This window comes from Cupriavidus sp. 01L45 (assembly GCF_056399885.1).
In genome coordinates this window covers 78,380-98,934 of the sequence record NZ_JBFTSG010000002.1, presented here as the reverse complement: position 1 = coordinate 98,934, position 20,555 = coordinate 78,380, and the positions used below count along the sequence as shown (strand labels likewise).

Sequence of the window (20,555 nt, the reverse complement as noted above, 5' to 3'; positions counted from 1 at the left end):
GCTGTCGGCGTGCCCGGCGGGTTCTCCCGCTTTCGTAGTCTTGTAGCTTCGTAGTTTTGTAGTTTCGTAGTAACGCCCACCCCAGAGATCCCCGATGTCGCGCATGCCCACGTCCGCCGAACTTGACCAAGCGGTCCAACTGCTGGAAGCCGGCGAGCTGGTCGCCTTTCCCACCGAGACGGTCTACGGCCTCGGCGCCGACGCGGAAAACCCCCAGGCCATCGCCCGCATCTACGCGGCCAAGGGCCGGCCGTCCAACCATCCGATCATCGTGCACGTGGTGGACGGCGGCGATATCAGCTACTGGGTCGACGACGTGCCGCCGGCCGCGCAGCAACTGATCGACGCCTTCTGGCCTGGCCCGCTCACGCTGATCCTCAAGCGCGCCAGTCATATACCGGCAGCGGTGGCCGGCGGGCAGGACAGCATCGGCCTGCGTTGCCCCTCGCATCCCGTCGCGCAGGCGCTGCTGGCACGCTTCAAGCGCGGGCGAGGAGGCATTGCCGCGCCGTCGGCAAACAAGTTCGGCCAGGTCAGCCCGACCACCGCGCAGCATGTGCGGGATGAGTTTGGCGACGCCGTCTTTGTGCTCGAAGGCGATGGGGTGGAGGTTGGCATTGAATCGACCATCGTGGATCTATCGCGGCTGGAGCAGGGCATTGGCCCCGTATTGCTGCGACCTGGCGCGATTACGGCGGCGATGATGGCGCAGGTCCTGGGCGTGACGCCCTTGCCGCCGGATGCCGCTGCGCCGCGGGCTTCGGGGACGCTTAAGGCGCACTATGCGCCGCATACTTCGCTGGCGTTGTCTTCCGCTGCGGATTTGCCGGCCCAGTTGGCGGATTTGCCTGCTGATGCCAAAGTGGCATGGGTGGGGGGCGAGGCGGTTGCCGATCCGCGGTGCGTTTGGGTGCAGGCGCCTGCCGACGCCGAGGCTTATGCTCGAGAGCTTTATCGGTTGTTGCGGAGGTTGGATCGGGAGGGGTATTCGAGACTGGTGTTTGAGGTCTTGCCGGATGGGTGTGAGTGGGATGGGGTTAGGGATCGGTTGCAGCGGGCTGCTGCTGCGTTTGGGGGGTAAGGGGGGCGGTCTTGGGGCGTTGGTTTTGGCGGTGTTGGTTGTTGGACCCAAGAGCGTACGACATCCCCCTGCGGGGGACGCCGGTCACTCTTCTTTGCCTCGGCAAAGAAGACTAACGAGAAGAAAGCCGACCCTGCCGGGGGCAGAGCAATCGCGAGTGCGAGGGACGCTGGTTTCGTCGTACGGCCGCAGTTCTGCTGGCATCTGCCGTTACCAGCTTGCAGGGCATCGCAATGGCACGACCCATGGGTTTCGTAGTGATGCCCCTGACCTCGTGCGCGGTGACCATGCCCACATCTGCCGTTACCGGCGCGGGCTACCACGACACATCACATGCCCATGGTTTCGTGGTGGGGCGGGCGCGGTGGTGAAGGCCTCGGGCATATCACCCGGTGCCACCGCGCCCACGACGGAACCGGACCGCCTGCAACTTCGTGGCCGCCCATTTCGCGAGCGACAGACGGCTCGAAGTCAGTGATGTCTGCTACCGGGGGCCCCACCCTGAATCCCGGAAGCTGGCAGATCCGTGGCCGCTCAAACCGGTACCGGCAGAAGCCCGCCGGCACTCTGGGCCGTACGACGAAATCATCGATATTCGAGAGCCTGATTGCTCTGCCCCCGGCAGGGTCGGCTTTCTTCTCGTTAGTCTTCTTTGCCGAGGCAAAGAAGAGTGACCGGCAGCCCCCCGCAGGGGGGATGTCGTACGCTGTTGGGTGCAACAACCAACACCGCCAAAACCACCCCCAACCCAGCAATCAAAAACCAACGGTTTTGCAGCTCACACCACCCACCGCCAAAGCCACCCGCCCTAAAAAACCTTAATTTAAGGCGCCCCCTGATAAACCCACTGCAACAACGCATCATGCGCATCCCGCGCCTGCGCTGCATTCGCATGGTTGATATAACTCACCACCACATACCGATCCCCGTTCAGGGCATCCACATACCCCGCCAGCGCCCGCACATCATTCAACGTCCCCGTCTTCATATACGCATTGCCGGCCGCGCCGGCCTTAGTCAGCCGGTTACGCAACGTGCCGTCCACCCCAAGTATGGGCAGCGAATCGATCAACACCGGCCCAACCTCGCTGGCAAGCGCCTGCTGCAACAACCGCGACATATCGTACGCGCTGATCCGTTCTTCGCGCGAAAGCCCTGAACCGTTGTCCAGTACCAGGTCCGGCATGGTCAGCCCCTGGCGTGCCAGCCAGCGTTGCACCACTTTCTCCGAGCGCGCGGTGCTGGCAGGCCCGCTGCGATCCATCTCGGCGCCGATGGTCAGATAGAGCTGGCGGGCCATCACGTTGTTCGAGAACTTGTTGATGTCGCGCACGATATCGGAGAGCGGCTGGCCGTAGTGGCGTGCGAGCAGGAAGGCGCCGCGCGGGGGGCGGCCCATGCGCAGCGCCGGCTGGTGGGTGAAGCGGCCGCCGGCGAATTGCCATTCGGCGACGAAGCCGCCCCAGGTGAATTCGTTGTGCGAGAGGGTGGCGATATTAACGACGTGTTCGCCACAGTCGGCGGCGTAGCTGCCGTCGAAGGAAGCCAGCACGGTGCCGTCGGGCTGTTGCGTGACGGAGGGCCGGGCGCGTGCCGACCAGTCACCGCATTTTCCGTTGGACAGCGCCAGGCGGTTGTCCAGCTTGAGCTGCGCCAGCGCGGGCGTGACCGATACCGCTACCGACTGGCTGGCCGGGTCGGGCGTGATGGTGAACGACAGCGTCTTGAAGGCATACAGCAGCGCGTCGGGGCTGACGTTGTAGGCGCGCTGGGTCTCGCCGTCGATGGTGGCGCCGTTGTCGATGGCGGAGTCGAAGTAGCTGCGGTCCAGCACCAGGTCGCCATTGATGGTGGTGGCGCCCGCGGCGCGGGCCTTGGCGACCAGCTTGGCCATTTCTTCCGGCACCAGCTTGGGATCGCCCTGGCCGCGCAGGTAGACGTTGCCGTTGATGGTGCCGTCGGCGCCTGGCTGGCCGTCGGCGTAGAGCGAGGTTTGCCACCGATAGCCGGGGCCGAGCAACTGCAGGCCGGCAAAGGTGGTGACCAGTTTCATGGTCGAGGCCGGGTTCATTGGCGTCTGTGCGTTCCAGCTTGCGCGGGGCGCCTGCGCGCCGACCTTGATCACATAAAAGCTGGCGGCCGAGGCTGGCACGTGTGCGCGCTTGAGCGCGCCCGTCACGCTGGCCGGCAGGCCCGATCGCGGCTCCGCCTGTTCTGTCGGCGTGTTAGCGGCGTGGGAGGCTTTGGCCTTGTGGACGGTGGCCTTGGCTGTGGCGGCGGGCAGGCCGCCGATGCATAGCAGCCCGGCGGCGCAAAGCGGCAACAGGCGGTGAAGGAATGGGGAAGGGCGTTTCGGCATGGTGCCCATGTTAACGCATGGGCATGAGCGCGGATGACGCGAAGTTCAGATTTCCGTGAGGCTCGCGGGTGGTGCCGGCTGGGCCATGCCGGCGGGACAGGGCGGCGCCAGCTTGCCGAGCAGCGCGCGCAGCGTATCCTGCTCCTGCGCCGATAACGCGGCCGCGACGCGCGCATCATGCGCGCACACCGCAGTGGTGGCGGCCTCCAGCGTGCGGCGGCCCGCTGGCGTCAGGACCAGGCTGTAGGCCCGGCGGTCGTGCGGCGCGGGACGGCGTGCAACCAGCTTCATGTCTTCCAGCGCATCGACCAGCAGCACCGCACCGGAGCGCGCGATGCCCAGGATGCTGGCCAGTTCGGTCAGCTTGAGATGCGGGTTGCGCGAGATGATCACCAGCGCGGAGAAACGCGGCGGCGTGATGTGCCACTGCGCCAGCGACTGGACGAAGTCCTCGTAGATGCGGATCTGCGCGCGGCGGATGGCGTAGCCGACCAGGCTGTCCAGCACGCCGTAGTCGATGTTGGGGATATGTGGGTCGAAGCCGCCGATGGTGTCGGCCGCCTGGCTGGCGCCGGCGGGATCGGGGGCGTCGCGGCTGCGGCGCGGGCGCGCCTTTGCTGTGGTCATGATGCCTTGGCGTCGGTCGAATGAAACGGGATCAGATGACGCGAAAATACCGCATTTCCACCCGGTCGGGATAGCGGGCGCCGGTGGCGACGAACAGGTGCTGCATGAGCCAGTCGTAACCGGGCGATGCCGTTTCGAAGCGCGGCGCCGTGCGGAAGTAAATCAGGCGCGGATCGATCACCTCGCCGGCGCCGAGCCGCGCGATCAGCTCGCCGGGGCCGCTGCGCAAGCCGGCGTTGACGATGTAGATGCGCGCGCCGTCGGTGGTCTCCAGCACGTAGCGCGCTTCGATATCGGCCACGGCGATGCCGTTGCCCGTGTCATGCCGTACCAGCTGGAAGTCAGCGCCGCCGGGCAGGATGCGCCCTTGCAGGCGCGGCCCGCTGACCGCGCCGTCCAGGATGGGGATCACCCGGCGGTTGCCCAGCGCGCTCGCGCCCACCTCGGTGGCCGGCGCCAGCCGGAAGCTGAAGTCGGCCACATGTTCCAGCGTGGGGGCGGGCAGCGCGTCGCTAACCAGGGGCGTGGTCATTTCAGCAGCTTCCAGTTGCCGTTGTCGATGGTCAGCAGCACGCGGCCACGCGTGTCGAAGCCGAAATGGTCCTGCGCCGTGTAGTTCAGCACCCCGTGCGAGACCACGATATTGCGCTCGGTCTCCAGCGCCGTCTTGAGTGCCTTGCGGAATTCCGGCGTGCCCGGCTTCGCCTGCTTGAGCGCCACCGGCACGATGCGCTGCAGCACCAGGCCGGCATCGTAGGGGTGCGCGCCGAACTGGGTGCGGCTCTCGGGACCGTACTGCTTTTCATAGCGGCCCACATAGTCCAGCCCTGGCTTTTTCACCGCGGCGTTGTCCGCCAGTTGTTCGGCCACGATCACCGGCCCGGCCGGGAGGATGGAGCCGTTCACGGCTTTGCCGCCGATGCGGATCAGGTCCTTGGTGGCGGCGCCGTGCGTGTGGTAGACCGGGCCCGCGTAGCCGCGCTCGCGCAACGTGGTGTGCGGCAGGGCGGCGCCGGTGCCGGCGCCCGCGATCAGCACCGCGTCGGGATGGGCGGCGATCAGCTTGAGCGTTTGCGCGGTCACGCTGGCATCCGAGCGCGCATAGCGTTCGGTGGCGACGAGGCGGATGCCGCGCGCGGTGGCGGCGGCGGTGAACTCCTTGAGCCAGGTCTCGCCGTAGGCGTCGGCAAAGCCGATGAAGGCGATGGTCTTGACGCCCCTGGCGTGCGCCGCTTCCGCCACGGCTTCGGCCATCAGCCTGACCGGCTGCGCCAGCCGATAGGTCCATTCGCCACGGCCGGGCTTGAGTTCGATGGGCGAGAATGCCAGCTGCACGGTCTGGCTCTCGTCGGCGACTTCGGCGATCGCGATCGACGGCGCCACCGCCGACGAACCGAGGATGATGTCGACCTTGTCTTCGCTGACAAAGCGCCGCGCCACCTTGGTGGCCTGGGTGGGGTCGGAGCCGTCGTCCAGCACCACGTAGCGGATCTTCTCGCCGCCGATGGTCTCCGGCAGCAGCGGCATGCTGTTCTTCTGCGGGATGCCGAGCGAAGCCGAGGGGCCTGTCGACGAGATGCTGACACCGACAGTCACGTCGGCCAGCGCGGGCGCGGCGGCAAGGGTTACGGCCACGGCCAGCGCGAGGCGGGCAGCGGTAGCGGGGCGGATAGGGCTGGGGCGCGGCACGATGTCTCCTTTTTTCCTTGTGATAACGCCGGCTTCTCGGGGCCGGTCGTTGGGCGTAATGCGAGGGGCGAAGCAGTGGGCTAGCGCGCAGGTGCCTGCAGCGACTGCCGGTCGAAGCCGGCGAGCTGCTTGTAGCGCAATGCGATGGCTTCGAGCTCCGCGCGCGGTATCACGGCGTCGATATCGCTGAAGCCTTGCGGCGCGCGCTGCTCGGCCAGCTGCATGACCTGCTCGGGCCCGTTCAGGCGGTTGCGCAGGACGATGGCGGCGGTGCGCGGCAGCCGCTCCGCCTCGTACTCGCGCAGTGCGTAGCCGGCGCCGGACGCATCGCGCGGCGCGCCGTTGGCCAGCAGGCTGTCCATCAGGTAGCGCGCATCCAGGATGGCCTGGGCGCTGCCGTTGGAGCCGATCGGGTACATCGGGTGGGCGGCGTCGCCCAGCAGCGTCACCCGGTCGAAGGTCCAGCGCGGCAGCGGGTCCTTGTCGACCATGGGGAATTCGTAGATGGCTTCGGCGCCGTCGATCAGCGCGGGAATATCGATCCAGTTCCAGCGCCAGTTCGCAAAGGCCGCGCTGAACACGGACTTGTCGACCTGCTTGTTCCAGTCGCTGCGCGGTGGTGTGTCCGAGACGTGGTCGGGCACGCGCAGCTCGGCGATCCAGTTGACCAGCGAGCGCCCCTGGCGGCGCAGCGGTTCGGAGATCGGGTAGGCCACGAACTTCTGGTCCTGGTGGCCCGCCATGAACATCGAGCTGCCGTCCAGGTACGGCGGCGCTTCGGTGACGGCACGCCACAGCGTGCGGCGCGAGAAGCGCGGCGCGTCGCCCTGCGGATAGAAGTGGCGGCGCACCGCGGAGTGGATGCCGTCGGCGCCCACCAGCACATCGGCCCGGGCCGTGACTTCGGCGTTGTCGCTGCGACGGCACAGCGTGAACGCCACCGGCTCGCCGGCGCGCGCACCGGTGCTCACCACCGATTCGAAAGTATGCCCGGTGTGCACGCGATCGGCGCCCAGGCGTTCCACCGCCGTGCGGTAGAGCAGCATCTGGAATTCGCCGCGATGAACGGAAAACTGGGGCAGGTCGTAGCCCGCCGCGCGCCCGCGCGGCTCGTGCCAGATGCGCTGGCCCAGCTTGTTGTAGTAAGACAGTGATGAGGTCTGCACCGCCAGTTCGGCCAGCGCATCGAGCAGCCCCAGTTCCGCCAGCTCGCGCACGGCGTGCGGCAGCAGGTTGATGCCCACGCCGAGCGGGCGCAGCGTTTCGCTGGCTTCCCAGACCTCGGCCTCGATGCCGTGCCGGTGGCAAAGCAGTGCCAGCGTCAGGCCGCCGATGCCGCCGCCGGCTATCGCGATCTTCATGATGTTGTCTCCACAGCTTGTTATGGATTGCCCGCGCCGCGTGGGTCCCTCATGCAGGGTCGGCGGCAAGCAGCAATATTGTTATGTAGTATAACTAAATGGATGATCGCATCAAGCTCTGAAACGTGGGGAGAAACCCGCAATACCGGGCATGCCGGGGCAAGCCTGTGTGGAAGCTTGTGGGATTCCTCTGACAAGAGGTTAGGCCCCTTGCCGGTCGCGCGTGACTTACCCGGCATCCATACTGAAAGCAACTGCCGCAATGCATGGGTGCATTGCCAGGCGCAAAGCCAATCCATCAAGGAGCCCCATCATGCGTACCGTGACCCTGTCTCTCCTGCTTGCCACCCTGCTTAGCGTGGCGGGCTGTGCCGACATGACTCCCAAGCAGCGCAATACGGCCATTGGCGCAGGCGTCGGCGGCGTCGCCGGTGCGGCCCTGATCGGCGGGCCGGCGGCCACCATCGGTGGCGCGGCCCTGGGTGGCGTGGTCGGTAATGTGGCGACCCCCGACCGGAAGTGAGCAGGACAAGCTGCCGGCCGGCATACGTTCCAGGCCGTTACAAAGCAAAAAGCGGATGCCGGTGGCATCCGCTTTTTGCTTTCGGAGGGGCGCCGCTCAGGCGGATTCCCCGACAGCCTTTGTTTTCGTGCTGGTCCGGGCGCCAGCGCCAACGGGGAACACGGCGTCGTACGCCCAGTTGTAGATGAAGGCATAAACCACGTAGAACGCCGCCACCGCGATATCCATGATGAAGGCATCGAGCAAGCTCATGTCCAGGTACCAGGCCACCATCGGCAGGAACACCACCAGCAGGCCCAGTTCGAACAGGATGGCATGCAGCACGCGCACGGCCACCGGCTTGCGCAATTGTCCGGTGAACCGGAGCATGGCCTTGTCGAACAGCAGGTTGTAAAGATAATTCCAGCCGGCGGCGATCACCGATGCCACCACCGCAATGATGCCCATCTGGTGCAGGGCGAAGCCAAATAGCCAGCTGCCCACCGGCGCGAAGATCAGCAGGCCGATCAGTTCAAAGCCGATGGTGTGGCGGATTCTGTCCTTGGTGCTGCGCATGATACTTCCTGTCTGGCGTCAATGCAGGCCATTCTATCTATAATCGTGGCATAGCCAAGTTGGTATCCATCGCTAAAAACGATGGTTGTGACGGCATCGCGCCATCAGGAATCCCATGAGCCTTTCCCTGGAACAATTGCAGGCCTTCGCGGCCGCCGCCGAGTGCGGTTCTTTTTCCGCCGCCGCGCGCCGCCTGGGCAAGGCGCAGTCGGTGGTCAGCGCGGCCGTGGCCAACCTGGAAATCGATCTCGGCAATCAACTGTTCGACCGTGCCGGCCGCTATCCGACCCTGACCGCCGCGGGCGAACGCCTGCTGGCCGAAGCACGGGTGATCCTGGAGCGTTGCGAGCATTTCCGCGGTGTGGCCAAGAGCCTGGGCGAAGGCGTCGAGAGCCGCCTGGTGCTGGCGGTGGATGAGCTGTATCCGGAGGAAACCCTGGGCGTGCTGCTCGAAGAGTTCTCGGCGCGCTTCCCGGCGGTGGAACTGGAGCTGCTGTTTCCCTTGATGGAGGATGTCAGCCGGCTGGTGCTGGCCGGTTCCGCCGACCTGGGCCTGATGTGGCGCCAGGAGGTGTTGCCGCCGGAGCTGGGCTTCCGTGCGCTGGGTTGGGTGCCGATGCAGATCATCTGCGCGCCCGACCACGCGCTCGCGGACCAGCGCGTGGGCTGGGAGGAACTGAAACGCTACCGGCAACTGATGGTGGCGACCCGCAGCGATAGCGAGGAAAAAATGCGGCTGCGCGTGGCCGCCGAAGTCTGGTGGGTGGAGAGCCAGTGGGTCATCGTCGAACTGGTCAAGCGCCGGCTGGGCTGGGCCTTCGTGCCCTGGCACGTGGCGGCCAATTCGCCGGCCGCGGCGCAACTGGTGTCGCCGGTGCTGGAGTTCGACGACCAGGACTGGCCGGTGGCGATGGAGCTGGTGTGGCACAAGCAGCGGCCGCTCGGCAAGGCCGCTACGTGGCTCAAGGAACGGGTGAGCAAGCAGCCGCTGCCGCGTCCGGAGAAGCGGCCGGCATAGGGCCGCTACTCCGGAGGCTCGCGCACGCCGCCGCCTAGCGGACCAGGCCGAACTCCTTCGCCAGCGTGCCGTAGCGTTGCACGGTGTCCTTCACATAGGCGTCAAGCGACGCCGCGCCGCCCAGATCGGCGGGGAACAAGCCTTGCTCCGCGCGCAGCCGGGCGAATGCCGGGCTTGCCTGCAGGCGCTCGAAGCGGCCAGCCCAGCGCTGGTAGTCGGCCTGCGCGACCTTCGGGCCCATGTAGAAGCCGCGCAGGATGGGCCAGGTGATGTCGTAGCCTTGCTCGCGCGCCGTCGGCACGCTGGCAAGCCTGCCCGGCAGGCGCCGCTCGGCCAGCACGGCGAGGATGCGGATCCCGCCTGCGCCGAGTTGCATCGCGGCTTCGGAGACGTCGCCCGACACCGCTTGCACGTGCCCGCCCAGCAGTGCCGTGAAGGCCTCGCCGCCACCTTCGAAGCCCACGAAGCGCATGCGCTTGTAGCCAACGCCGGCCTGCCTGGCCACCAGCGCGGCCTTCATCCAGTCCTGGTTGCCGATGGTGCCACCGGCACCGAACAGTACCTGGTCGGGGTCCGACTTCAGCGCGGCCACCAGGTCCTTCAAGGTCTTGTAAGGCGAATCGGCGCGCACCGCGATCATGCCGTAGTCGGTGCCGAGCGCGCCGACCCAGCGCACGTCGGCCACGCCATACTTGCCGAACTTGCCCTCGGCCAGCGCCAGCAGCGAGCCGCCGGAGAAGGCGACGATCGTATCGGGCTCGGCGGGGCGCTGCGCCACGATGCTGTTGTAGGCCACGGCGCCGATGCCACCCGGCACGTAGACCAGCCGCATCGGTTGCTCGGTCAGTCCGGCTTCCAGCAGCGCTCGCTGCGCCAGCTTGCAGGTCAGGTCGAAGCCGCCGCCGGGCTTGGCGGGCACGATGCACTCCGGCGTGGGGGACGCATGCGCGCAAACCGCCCCGAGGGCGAGCGCGGCGCAGGCGAGACGCAGGGCGGCCGGGACGATGCTCATGGATTCTCCTGGGATGGGGCCGGACGACGGGATAGAACGACAACGCGGCAGACAGCTTACCGGGAAATCCCGGGCAAATCCGCTGGCTGCCGGTGAGAAAATCAGGCATAACGGAGTGCCAGAAGCGCAGGAGAAGAACCTTCCATGAGAGTACTGCTGGTCGAAGACCACGACGAACTGGCCACCTGGGTGATGCAGGCGCTGCGCGCCCTGCATTTCACCGTGGAGCGCGCCGCCGACGCGGCCAGCGCCGAATCCCTCCTGTTCAGCACGCACGCGGGCGGCACCGGTGCCGGCAGCGACTACGCGCTGGTGCTGCTGGACCTCACGCTGCCCGACCGCGACGGCCTCGACCTGCTCGCCCGCCTGCGCGGCCGCGGCTGCCGCGTGCCGGTGATGATCCTGACCGCGCGCGGCGAAGTGGGCGACCGGGTCAAGGGCCTGGACCTGGGCGCCGACGACTACATGGCCAAGCCCTTCGATCTCGCCGAGTTCGAGGCGCGCGTGAAGGCCCTGCTGCGCCGCGCGCGCCAGACCGAGGCGCCGCTGGTGGTTTGCGGCGGCCTGGGCTTCGATACGGTGTCGCGCCATTTCCAGGTGGGCGGCGTGCCGCTCGCGCTGACGCCGCGCGAGCACGCGGTGCTGGAGATCCTGATGACGCCGCCAGGCAAGACCGTCAGCAAGGACCGGATCTACGCCAGCATCTTCACGCTGGCCGACGAGACCCAGCCCGATGTGATCGAGGTCTATGTGCATCGCCTGCGCCGCAAGCTCGAAGGCTCCGGCGCGGCCATCGTGACCTTGCGCGGGCTGGGCTACGTGCTGGAGCCCAGCGTTGGCTGAGCCGCGCAGGCGTCCCGCCAGCCTGCGCGCGCGCCTGCTGTGGTGGCTGATACCGCCCATGCTGGTGCTGCAGGCGGTGTACGGCGTGGTGGCGTATTCGAATGCGCTGGCGTCAGCCGACCTGGCCTACGACCGCACGCTGCTCGCCTCCGCGCGCAATATCTCCGAGCGCATCACGCTGACACCCGAAGGCGTGCGCGTGGACGTGCCCTATATCTCGCTCGATACCTTCGAGGTGGGTATGAACGCCACCATGTTCTATCGCGTGAGCGGGGTGCATGGCGAGTTCGTCTCGGGCTACGACGACCTGCCGCCGTTCGATGCCAGCCAGCCCCGCACCAGGCTCTATCCCGCGCTGGTGAGTTTCTACGACCGCACTTACCGCGGCCAGCCGATCCGCATCGCCGCGCTGCGCCAGCCGGTGATGGACGCGAGCGGCACGCACGGCGGCATGGCGTTGATCGAAGTTGGCGAGACCCTCGACTCGCGCCAGGCGCTGACGCGCAACATCCTGTTCGATGTGCTGTGGGGCCAGTTGATGCTGGTGCTGGCGGTGGTGCTCGTGATCTGGCTGTTCACGCGGCGCGCGCTGGCGCCGCTCGATGCGCTGCGCGCCGAGGTGGCGCAGCGCCAGCCCGGCGCCACCACGCCGCTGCCGCTCGATAGCGCGCCGCGCGAAACGGCGCCGCTGGTGGAGGCGATGAACGGCTATATGGCGCGGCTGGAGCAGGTGCTGGCCGCGCAGCGCCGCTTTATCGCCGACGCGGCACATCAGTTGCGCACGCCGCTCGCGGTGCTGCACACGCAGGCGCAACTGGCGGCGCGTGAGCACGATCCCGCCGAGCAGCGGCGCATCGCGCAGGGCCTGGCCGACAGCACCGCGCGCATGGCCGCGCTGGCCGACCGCCTGCTGTCGATGGCGCGCGCCGCGCACGGCGGCGCGGAGACACCGCGCGTGCTGGACCTGGCGGCGCTGGTGAGGGAAGTCTGCCTCGAACTCACGCCCGCCGCCCGCGCGCGGCGCATCGACCTGGGTTTCGAGGGCGAGGGCGCGCTGCCGGTGCTTGGCACCGACCTGCTGCACGAACTGGTCACCAACCTGGTCGACAACGCGCTGCGCTACACGCCATCGGACGGCGTCGTCACGGCGCGCGTCCATCGCGCTGGCGAAGCGGTGGTACTGGAGGTGGAAGACGATGGCCCGGGCATTCCGTTGCAGGAACGCGCGGCGGTACTGGAGCCGTTCTATCGCGGCAAGGCCGCCGGTTTGAGCGCCGCGGGGGAGGCGAACCCGGGCGGCTCCGGGCTCGGTCTCACCATCGTGCGCGACATTGCCGCCGCGCACGGCGCCACGCTGGCGCTGCTGGAGGGCGAGGGCGGCAATGGCCTGCTGGTGCGGGTGCGTTTTCCGCCGGCATAGGGCGGCGCAACGCCACCGGATGCCAGCGACGGCTACCGCCGCGCGGCCACGCTGGCGGCGGAGCGCGCCGGTGCGATTGCCGGTGCCGGCGCGGCGCCTTGCGTTCCGGCGGGCGGTGGCATGCCGCCAGGGGCCGGTGCGGCTGGCACGGTACCTGGCATAGCCGGCGCCGCGTTCGACGCATTGTCCGTCTCGATATGCCACCCGCCGCCCAGCGCCTTGATCAGCACCGCGCTGGTCGTGTACTGGCGGCCTACGATGGTCAGCGCGGTGCGCTCCGCGGTGTAGGCGGTGGTTTGCGCCGTCAGCACATCCAGCAGGCTCGCGGTGCCGGCGCGGTAGCGGTTGTTGACGAGGGCCAGCGCGTCGCGCGCCGAACGCAGCGCGTCGTTCTGCACCACGGATTCCTGCTCCAGCAGGCGCGCGGCCGCGAGGCCATCCTCGACCTCCTGGAAGGCGGAGAGCACCGTCTGGCGGTAATTGGCCACGCTCTGGTCGTAAGCGGCAACCGCCTGCGCCTTGGCGGCGCTGCGCAGGCCACCGTCGAACAGCGTGCCGGCCAGCGCGGGGCCGATCGACCACACGCGGTCCGGCAGCGCCAGCCAGCGCGCCAGCGTGCTGGCGGATAGACCGCCGGTGGCGGATAGCGTCAGCGTCGGGTAATAAGCCGCCTGGGCCACCCCGATCTGCGCATTGGCAGCGGCCATGCGGCGCTCGGCCGCGCCGATATCGGGCCGGCGTTCCAGCAGCGCCGACGGCACCGCGATGGGCACGCGCGGCACGGCGGAGGCGTAGTCCTGCGGCGTGATGGCGAGGTCCGCCGGCGGCTTGCCTGTCAGGATGGCGATGGCGTGCTCCAGCTGCGCGCGCGTGATCTGGATATCGATCTGCTGCGCCTGCGCGCTCTTGAGCTGGGTCTCGGATTGCAGCACGTCGGAGCGCTGGGCGGTGCCGGCTGCGTACTGGTTGCGTACCAGCTGCAGTGATTTCTCGTAGTCGGTCACCGTGCGGTCCAGCAAGGCCTTCTGCTGGTCGGCGATGCGCAGCAGGAAATAGCTCTGCGCCAGCGTGGACTGGGTCGACAGCAATGTCGAAGCCAGGTCGGACTGGCTGGCCTGCGCGCTGGCTTCGCTGCTTTCCACCTGCCTGCGCACACGGCCCCACACATCGATTTCCCAGCTTGCCGACAACGTGGCCCTCTGCCCGTTGGCGACCTGGCCGTTGCTGCCGCGCGTGCGGTCGAGTCCGGCCGATGCGTTCACGGTCGGGAAGTAGCCCGCGCGCGCCGATTCCAGCGCCGCCAGCGCTTGCCGGTACTGCGCCTCGGATGCCTTGATGTTCTGGTTGGCGACCTGCACCTGTGCCATCAGCTTGTCGAGCTCCGGATCGGCGAACACCGCCCACCAGTTGCTGCGCTCGCTGGTGTCCTGCGGTTCGGCCGGCTTCCACTCGCCCCACTGCGAGGCGTCGGCCGGTGCCTCCTTGAAGGTCGGCGTGGACGGCGCATCGGGGCGCTTGTAGTCGGGCCCCACGGCGCAGCCGGCCAGCAGCAGGGCGCACGCCACCGTCATCGCGGTCGCCGGGAAGGAAAGGGTAGGGAGGCGGAGAAGAGCGTTCATGGATCGCATTCAGGGTTCGAGGCTGGCCGTGGCCGGGGGCACGGCCGAACGGCGCTGGCGCCAGGCTTTCACCTTCAGGCGCCAGCGGTCCAGCGTCAGGTAGACCACGGGCGTCGTGTACAGCGTGAGCAACTGGCTGACCACCAGCCCGCCGACGATGGAGATGCCCAGCGGCGCGCGCAGTTCGGCGCCGTCGCCGCGGCCGATCGCCAGCGGGATGGCGCCCAGCAAGGCAGCCATCGTGGTCATCAGGATGGGGCGGAAGCGCAGCAGGCAGGCGCGGTAGATGGCATCGCGCGGCGACAGGCCCTCGCGCCGCTCGGCATCGATGGCGAAGTCGATCATCATGATGGCGTTCTTCTTGACGATGCCGATCAGCAGGATCACGCCGATCAGCGCGATGATGCTGAAGTCCGTGCCCGAGGCCAGCAGCGCCAGCAGCGCGCCGACGCCCGCCGATGGCAGGGTGGACAGGATGGTGAGCGGATGCACGTAACTCTCGTACAGCATGCCGAGCACGATGTAGATGGTGATCAGCGCGGCCAGGATCAGCAGCGGCTGGCTCTTGAGCGAGTCCTGGAAGGCCTTGGCGCTGCCCTGGAAGTTGGCCTGCAGCGTCTCCGGCACGCCGATGCGCGCCATCTCCGCCTTGACCATGTCGGTGGCCTGCGACAGCGAGACGCCCTCGGCAAGGTTGAAGGAAATGGTGGAGGCGGCGAACTGGCCCTGGTGGTTGACGCCCAGCGGCGTGCTGGTGGGCGCGAACCGCGCGAAGGCCGACAGCGGCACCTGCTTGCCGCCGCCGGTGACTACATAGATATCGTTGAGCGCATGCGGGCCCTGCAGATACTCGGGGCTGAGTTCCATCACCACCCGGTACTGGTTGAGCGGGTGGTAGATGGTGGACACCAGGCGCTGGCCGAAGGCGTCGTTGAGCACGGCATCGATCTGCTGCGCGGTGACGCCGAGCTTCGAAGCGGTGTCGCGGTCGATGATGACCGAGGTCTGCAGGCCCTTGTCGTTGGTGTCGGTATCGACATCCTCCAGCCCCTTGAGGTTGGAGATGGCCGCGCGCACCTTGGGCTCCCACTCGCGCAGCACGTCGAGATCGTCCGACTGCAGCGTGAACTGGTAAGCCGAACTGCTTTGCCGGCCGCCGATGCGGATGTCCTGCACCGAGGTCAGGAACAGGCTGGCACCGGGCTCCTTGGCCAGCTTGACGCGCAGCCGGGCCACGATGGCGTCGGCCGAATCGCGCTCTGAAATCGGCTTGAGCGTGACGAACATCTGGCCGGTATTGCGCTGCGAACCGCCGGTGAAGCCCGTCACGTTGACCACCGCCGGGTCGGACTGCACGATCTTGATGAAGTTATCGAGCTTGGGCCGCATGGCCTGGAACGAGGTGGCCTGGTCGGCCCGTATAAAGCCGATCAGGCGCCCGGTGTCCTGCTGCGGGAAGAAGCCCTTGGGCACGATCGTGTAGAGCCAGACATTGAGGCCGATGGTGGCCAGCAACACCAGCCRCACCAGCACGCTGTGGCGCAGCGACACGGCCAGGGTGCGCGCGTACAGGTCGTGCATCCAGGTGAACACGCGTTCGCTGGCGCGGTAGAAGCGGCCCTGCTGTTCCGGCTTCACCGGCTTGAGCAGGCGCGCGCACATCATCGGCGTGGCGGTCAGCGAGACCACCAGCGATACCAGGATCGCCACCGACAAGGTGATGGCGAACTCCTGGAACAGGCGTCCGACGATGCCGCCCATCATCAGCAGCGGGATAAACACCGCGATCAGCGACAGGCTCATCGACAGCACGGTGAAGCCTACCTCGCGCGACCCCCTGAGCGCGGCTTCGAGCGGCTTCATGCCCTCCTCGATATGCCGCGAGATATTCTCCAGCACCACGATGGCGTCATCGACCACGAAACCGGTGGCGATGGTCAGCGCCATCAGCGACAGGTTGTTGAGCGAGAAGCCGGCCAGGTACATCACCGAGAAGGTGCCGATCAGCGACACCGGCACCGCCACGCTGGGAATCAGCGTGGCGCGCGCATTGCGCAAGAACAGGAACACCACCATGATCACCAGCGCCACCGAGATCATCAGCGTGTGCTCCACCTCGCGCAGCGAACCGCGGATGGTGGGGGTGCGGTCCATCATCACTTCCATCTTGATGGCGGACGGAATCATCTGCTGCAGCGACGGCAGCACCTCGTTGACCCGGTCCACGGTCTCGATGATGTTGGCGCCGGGGGAACGGTTGAGCACCAGCAGCACCGAGGGCTGGCCGTTGGCGGAGCCGGCGTTGCGCACGTCCTGCACCGAATCGGTCACCCTGGCCACGTCAGACAGCCGCACCGGCACGGCGAAGGCGTTCGGGCCGCTGCTGCTGCCGTTGCCGCCGGTGGCGCCGGTGCTGATGGTGGTGGTGCCGCTGCTGGTGGTCAGCGTGGTGGTGGTGACGCCGTTGACGGTCTTGGTGCTGACGCCGCCGCCCGCGGTGGCRTTGGCGGTGCTGGCGATCAGCGCGCCCGCCGAGGCCGAGGAAAACGTGCCCGGCGTGGCGTAGCGCACGATCAGCGGCATATAGTCCGCCGCCTTCATGGCCTGGTCGTTGGCGTAGACCTGCCAGTTGGTGGTGGCGTTTTCCAGCGAGCCGAGCGGACGGTTGGCGTTGGTGGCGCTGATGGTGTTGCGCACATCCTCCAGCGAGATGCCGTATTTGTTGAGCGCGGTGGGGTTGAGCTCCACCCGCACCGCCGGCAGCGAAGAGCCGCCGATGGTGACTTGCCCGACGCCCTCGATCTGCGACATCTTCTGCGCCAGGATGGTCGAGGCCGCATCGTAGAGCTGGCCGCGCGTCATGGTGGGCGAGGTCAGCGCGATGATCATGATCGGCGCGTCGGCCGGGTTGACCTTGCGGTAGGTCGGGTTGCTCGGCAGGCTGGTGGGCAGCGTGGCGCGCGAGGCGTTGATGGCAGCCTGCACGTCGCGCGCGGCGCCGTCGATATCGCGTGACAGCTCGAACTGCAGCGTGACGCGGGTCGAGCCCAGCGAGCTGCTGGAGGTGATCTCGGTGACGCCGGCGATGGCGCCCAGCGCGCGCTCCAGCGGCGTGGCCACGGTGGCGGCCATGGTCTCGGGGCTGGCGCCGGGCAGCGAGGCGGACACCGAGATGGTGGGGAAGTCCACCTGCGGCAGCGGCGACACCGGCAGCAGCCGCAGCGCCGCCAGCCCCGCCAGCAGGATGCCGATGGTCAGCAGCGCGGTGGCGACCGGCCGATGGATAAAGGTAGCCGACAGGTTCATCACGGCCTCGGCTCGGGGGCGGGGCCGCCGGTCTGGTCGCCATCGCCGGTGTCGCCATAACGGCGCCGGCGCCAGTCCTTGAGGCGCATTGCCAGGCTGTCGAACGCCAGGTAGATCACCGGCGTGGTGAACAGCGTCAGCACCTGGCTGACCAGCAAGCCGCCCACCATGGTGATGCCCAGCGGGCGGCGCAGCTCGGACCCGATGCCGGTGCCGAGCATCAGCGGCAGCGCGGCCAGCAATGCCGCCATGGTGGTCATCAGGATCGGGCGGAAACGCAGCAGGCAGGCCTGGAAGATCGCCTCGCGCGGCGCCATGCCACCCTCGCGCTCCGCGTCCAGCGCGAAGTCGATCATCATGATGGCGTTCTTCTTGACGATACCGATCAGCAGGATGATGCCGATGATCGCGATGATGCCCAGGTCCTGGCCCGAGACCAGCAGCGCCAGCAGCGCGCCCACGCCGGCCGAGGGCAGGGTGGAGAGGATGGTCACCGGATGGATGGTGCTCTCGTAGAGCACGCCCAGCACGATGTACATCGTGATCACCGCCGCCAGGATCAGCCACAGCGTGTTGGACAACGAGGCACGGAATGCCAGCGCCGCGCCCTGGAATTCGGTCTGCATGGAGATCGGCAGGCCGATTTCGTGCTCCACCTTGGTGATCTTGTCCACTGCCGCGCCGAGCGATTCGCCGGGCGACAGATTGAACGAAATGGTGGCGGAGGGGAACTGGCCCTGATGGTTGATCACCAGCGGGCCGGTGCGCTCGCTGATGCGCGCGAACGCGCCAAGCGGCACTTGCCCGCCCGAGGACGAGGGCAGGCGCAGTTCCGCCAGCGACCGCGGATCGGTGCGGAACTCGGGCATGGCTTCCAGCACCACACGGTACTGGCTCGACTGGGTGAAGATGGTCGACACCAGCCGCTGGCCGAATGCGCTGTACAGCGCGCTGTCGATCACCGCGGTGGTGATGCCGAAGCGCGCCGCGGCGTCGCGGTCGATATCCACGTAGGCGCGCAGGCCGTTGTTCTGCTGGTCGCTCGCCACGTCACGCAGTTCGGGCTCCTGCTTCAGGCGCTCCACCAGCCTGGGCACCCAGGTGGCCAGCGTGACGGGGTCCGGATCCTGCACGGTGAACTGGTACTGGGTGCGGGACACGCGGTCCTCGATGGTCAGGTCCTGCACCGGCTGGGTGTAGAGCGAGACGCCGCCGAGCTTGTCGACCGCGGCCTGCAGCCGGCGCGTCACGTCCTCGATGGAATCGCGGCGCTGGTCCTTGGGCTTCAGGTTGATCAAGAGGCGCCCGGCGTTGAGCGTGGTGTTGGTGCCGTCCACGCCGATGAAGGAGGACAGGCTTTCCACCGCGGGATCTTCCAGCACCACTTTCGCCACCGCCTGCTGTTTCAGCGCCATGGCGGGGAAGGACGTAGTCTGGGAAGCCTCGGTAATGCCCTGGATCACGCCGGTGTCCTGCACCGGGAAGAAGCCCTTGGGCACCAGCATGTACAGCAGCACGGTCAGCACCAGCGTGCCGACGGCGACCAGCAGCGTGAGTTGCTGGCGGTCCAGCACCCAGTCCAGGGCGCGCCCGTAGCTGGCGATCACGTTGTCGAAGAAGCGCCCGGTGGCCCGGTGGAACCGCGAGAGTTTCTCTTCGGGCACATGGTGCAGCAGGCGCGCGCACATCATCGGCGTGAGCGTCAGCGAGACCACCGCCGAGATCAGGATCGATACCGCCAGCGTGATGGCGAATTCGCGGAACAGCCGCCCCACCACGTCGCCCATGAACAGCAGCGGGATCAGCACGGCCACCAGCGAGAAGGTCAGCGAGATGATGGTGAAGCCAATCTGCCTGGACCCCTTGAGGGCCGCCTCCATGGGCGAATCGCCCTTCTCGATGTAGCGCATGATGTTCTCGATCATCACGATCGCATCGTCCACCACGAAGCCGGTGGCGATGGTCAGCGCCATCAGCGTCAGGTTGTTGATCGAGAAGCCCGCCAGGTACATCACSCCRAAGGTGCCSACCAGCGACAGCGGCACCGCCACGCYMGGGATGATGGTGGCCGGCACGTTGCGCAGGAASACGAAGATCACCATCACCACCAGCGCRACCGMCAGCAGCAGTTCAAACTCCACGTCGCGCACCGAGGCGCGGATGGTGGTGGTGCGGTCGGTCAGCAGCTGCACCTTGACCGAGGCCGGCAGCGAGCTCTGCAATTGCGGCAGCAGCCCCTTGATGCGGTCCACCACCTCGATCACGTTGGCGCCGGGCTGGCGCTGGATGCTCAGCACGATGGCCGGCTTGTCGTTGGCCCACGCCGCCAGCCGGCTGTTCTCGGGGCCGTCGACGATATTGGCCACGTCGGTGATGCGGATCGGCGCGCCGTTCTGGTAGCCCACGATGATCTGGCGGTACTCGTCGGCGGACTTGAGCTGGTCGTTGGCGTCGATGGTGGAGGCGCGCGCGGGGCCGTCGAAGCTGCCCTTGGCGCCGTTGACGTTGGCGCTGCCGATGGCCGTGCGCAGGTCATCGATCGACATGCCGAGCGCGGCCAGCGCGGTCGGGTTGGCCTGGATACGCACCGCCGGGCGCTGCCCGCCGCTGATGCTGACCAGCCCCACCCCCTGCAACTGCGAAATCTTCTGCGCCACGCGCGTATCCACCATGTCCTGCAGCTTGGGCAGCGGCATGGTGTCCGAGGTCATGGCCAGGGTCATGATCGGCGCGTCGGCCGGGTTGACCTTGCTGTAGACCGGCGGCATCGGCAGGTCCGCCGGCAGCAGGTTGCCGCCGGCGTTGATGGCCGCCTGGACTTCTTGCTCGGCCACGTCCAGCGACAGCGTCAGGTCGAATTGCAGCGTGATCACCGAGGCGCCGCCCGAGGACGACGACGACATCTGCTTGAGGCCCGGCATCTGGCCGAACTGGCGCTCCAGCGGGGCCGTGATCGACGACGTCATTACGTCCGGGCTGGCGCCCGGGTAGAGCGTGGTGACCTGGATGGTCGGGTAATCGACCTCCGGCAGCGCCGACAGCGGCAGCAGCCTGAAGGCCACCAGACCGGACAGCAGGATGGCGACCATCAGCAACGCGGTGGCGACCGGCCGCTCGATGAAGAGGCGTGAGGGGTTCATGC

At 67.6% G+C, this 20,555-nt stretch carries 15 protein-coding genes; 5 read left to right on the top strand and 10 right to left on the bottom strand.

Annotated elements, in window-relative coordinates; translation table 11 throughout:
- Positions 1-94: 94 nt before the first annotated feature.
- Positions 95-1,081, top strand: a complete 987-nt coding sequence (locus tag AC1DT6_RS02010; RefSeq protein WP_477103315.1) for an L-threonylcarbamoyladenylate synthase — start codon at positions 95-97, stop codon at positions 1,079-1,081.
- Positions 1,082-1,904: 823 nt separating this feature from the next.
- On the opposite strand, the gene dacB is transcribed toward AC1DT6_RS02010, so the two are convergent.
- From dacB to AC1DT6_RS01985, 5 genes are all read right to left on the bottom strand, one after another.
- A complete protein-coding gene (gene dacB, locus AC1DT6_RS02005) occupies positions 1,905-3,449 on the bottom strand; it encodes a D-alanyl-D-alanine carboxypeptidase/D-alanyl-D-alanine endopeptidase (protein ID WP_441635977.1) in 1,545 nt (514 codons plus the stop codon).
- Positions 3,450-3,485: 36 nt separating this feature from the next.
- Positions 3,486-4,067: a MarR family winged helix-turn-helix transcriptional regulator gene (locus AC1DT6_RS02000; protein ID WP_477103382.1), complete on the bottom strand. Its 582-nt coding sequence runs from the start codon at positions 4,065-4,067 to the stop codon at positions 3,486-3,488.
- Between the two features lie 31 nt (positions 4,068-4,098).
- Positions 4,099-4,599: a DUF3237 domain-containing protein gene (locus AC1DT6_RS01995; RefSeq protein WP_477103381.1), complete on the bottom strand. Its 501-nt coding sequence runs from the start codon at positions 4,597-4,599 to the stop codon at positions 4,099-4,101.
- The gene (locus AC1DT6_RS01990) at positions 4,596-5,708 is read right to left on the bottom strand and encodes an ABC transporter substrate-binding protein (protein ID WP_477103385.1); all 1,113 of its coding nucleotides are present in this window, start codon (positions 5,706-5,708) and stop codon (positions 4,596-4,598) included. Before AC1DT6_RS01990 ends, AC1DT6_RS01995 begins: the two co-directional genes overlap by 4 nt.
- A gap of 128 nt (positions 5,709-5,836) precedes the next feature.
- A complete protein-coding gene (locus tag AC1DT6_RS01985; protein ID WP_441635971.1) occupies positions 5,837-7,117 on the bottom strand; it encodes a flavin-dependent oxidoreductase in 1,281 nt (426 codons plus the stop codon).
- A gap of 313 nt (positions 7,118-7,430) precedes the next feature.
- Between AC1DT6_RS01985 and AC1DT6_RS01980 the strand changes: the two genes are divergently transcribed.
- Positions 7,431-7,640, top strand: coding sequence for a hypothetical protein (locus AC1DT6_RS01980; RefSeq protein WP_045237226.1), 210 nt, complete (start codon positions 7,431-7,433; stop codon positions 7,638-7,640).
- 96 nt (positions 7,641-7,736) lie between these two features.
- On the opposite strand, the gene AC1DT6_RS01975 is transcribed toward AC1DT6_RS01980, so the two are convergent.
- The gene (locus tag AC1DT6_RS01975; RefSeq protein WP_441635969.1) at positions 7,737-8,195 is read right to left on the bottom strand and encodes a PACE efflux transporter; all 459 of its coding nucleotides are present in this window, start codon (positions 8,193-8,195) and stop codon (positions 7,737-7,739) included.
- 115 nt (positions 8,196-8,310) lie between these two features.
- Between AC1DT6_RS01975 and AC1DT6_RS01970 the strand changes: the two genes are divergently transcribed.
- Entirely contained in the window at positions 8,311-9,213 is a 903-nt protein-coding gene (locus AC1DT6_RS01970; RefSeq protein ID WP_045237224.1) for a LysR family transcriptional regulator, read from the top strand.
- Positions 9,214-9,247: 34 nt separating this feature from the next.
- Here AC1DT6_RS01970 and AC1DT6_RS01965 read toward each other — a convergent pair whose 3' ends face one another.
- The gene (locus AC1DT6_RS01965; protein ID WP_441635967.1) at positions 9,248-10,225 is read right to left on the bottom strand and encodes a tripartite tricarboxylate transporter substrate binding protein; all 978 of its coding nucleotides are present in this window, start codon (positions 10,223-10,225) and stop codon (positions 9,248-9,250) included.
- 144 nt (positions 10,226-10,369) lie between these two features.
- Here AC1DT6_RS01965 and AC1DT6_RS01960 point away from each other — a divergent pair, with 144 nt between their 5' ends.
- Together AC1DT6_RS01960 and AC1DT6_RS01955 are read left to right on the top strand one after the other, a co-directional pair.
- Entirely contained in the window at positions 10,370-11,068 is a 699-nt protein-coding gene (locus AC1DT6_RS01960) for a response regulator (RefSeq protein WP_045237222.1), read from the top strand.
- A complete protein-coding gene (locus tag AC1DT6_RS01955) occupies positions 11,061-12,488 on the top strand; it encodes a sensor histidine kinase (RefSeq protein ID WP_477103380.1) in 1,428 nt (475 codons plus the stop codon). The genes AC1DT6_RS01960 and AC1DT6_RS01955 overlap by 8 nt, the downstream gene beginning before the upstream one ends.
- Positions 12,489-12,520: 32 nt before the next feature.
- On the opposite strand, the gene AC1DT6_RS01950 is transcribed toward AC1DT6_RS01955, so the two are convergent.
- The 3 genes from AC1DT6_RS01950 to AC1DT6_RS01940 are packed head-to-tail and all read right to left on the bottom strand — an operon-like array spanning position 12,521 to position 20,553.
- Positions 12,521-14,116 carry an efflux transporter outer membrane subunit gene (locus tag AC1DT6_RS01950; protein ID WP_441637168.1) on the bottom strand — a complete coding sequence of 532 codons (1,596 nt, stop codon included), beginning with the start codon at positions 14,114-14,116 and terminating at the stop codon, positions 12,521-12,523.
- Positions 14,117-17,413: an efflux RND transporter permease subunit gene (locus tag AC1DT6_RS01945; RefSeq protein WP_477114425.1), complete on the bottom strand. Its 3,297-nt coding sequence runs from the start codon at positions 17,411-17,413 to the stop codon at positions 14,117-14,119.
- Positions 17,413-20,553 (bottom strand): MdtB/MuxB family multidrug efflux RND transporter permease subunit, encoded by a 3,141-nt coding sequence (locus tag AC1DT6_RS01940; protein WP_477114424.1) that lies wholly within the window; start codon positions 20,551-20,553, stop codon positions 17,413-17,415. Before AC1DT6_RS01940 ends, AC1DT6_RS01945 begins: the two co-directional genes overlap by 1 nt.
- Positions 20,554-20,555 lie beyond the last annotated feature (2 nt).

Bases quoted from the DNA above. Each gene is read 5' to 3' on its own strand.
- AC1DT6_RS02010 (WP_477103315.1), top strand. From the start codon at position 95: ATGTCGCGCATGCCCACGTCCGCCGAACTTGACCAAGCGGTCCAACTG.
- dacB (WP_441635977.1), bottom strand. From the start codon at position 3,449: ATGGGCACCATGCCGAAACGCCCTTCCCCATTCCTTCACCGCCTGTTG.
- AC1DT6_RS02000 (WP_477103382.1), bottom strand. From the start codon at position 4,067: ATGACCACAGCAAAGGCGCGCCCGCGCCGCAGCCGCGACGCCCCCGAT.
- AC1DT6_RS01995 (WP_477103381.1), bottom strand. From the start codon at position 4,599: ATGACCACGCCCCTGGTTAGCGACGCGCTGCCCGCCCCCACGCTGGAA.
- AC1DT6_RS01985 (WP_441635971.1), bottom strand. From the start codon at position 7,117: ATGAAGATCGCGATAGCCGGCGGCGGCATCGGCGGCCTGACGCTGGCA.
- AC1DT6_RS01980 (WP_045237226.1), top strand. From the start codon at position 7,431: ATGCGTACCGTGACCCTGTCTCTCCTGCTTGCCACCCTGCTTAGCGTG.
- AC1DT6_RS01975 (WP_441635969.1), bottom strand. From the start codon at position 8,195: ATGCGCAGCACCAAGGACAGAATCCGCCACACCATCGGCTTTGAACTG.
- AC1DT6_RS01970 (WP_045237224.1), top strand. From the start codon at position 8,311: ATGAGCCTTTCCCTGGAACAATTGCAGGCCTTCGCGGCCGCCGCCGAG.
- AC1DT6_RS01965 (WP_441635967.1), bottom strand. From the start codon at position 10,225: ATGAGCATCGTCCCGGCCGCCCTGCGTCTCGCCTGCGCCGCGCTCGCC.
- AC1DT6_RS01960 (WP_045237222.1), top strand. From the start codon at position 10,370: ATGAGAGTACTGCTGGTCGAAGACCACGACGAACTGGCCACCTGGGTG.
- AC1DT6_RS01950 (WP_441637168.1), bottom strand. From the start codon at position 14,116: ATGCGATCCATGAACGCTCTTCTCCGCCTCCCTACCCTTTCCTTCCCG.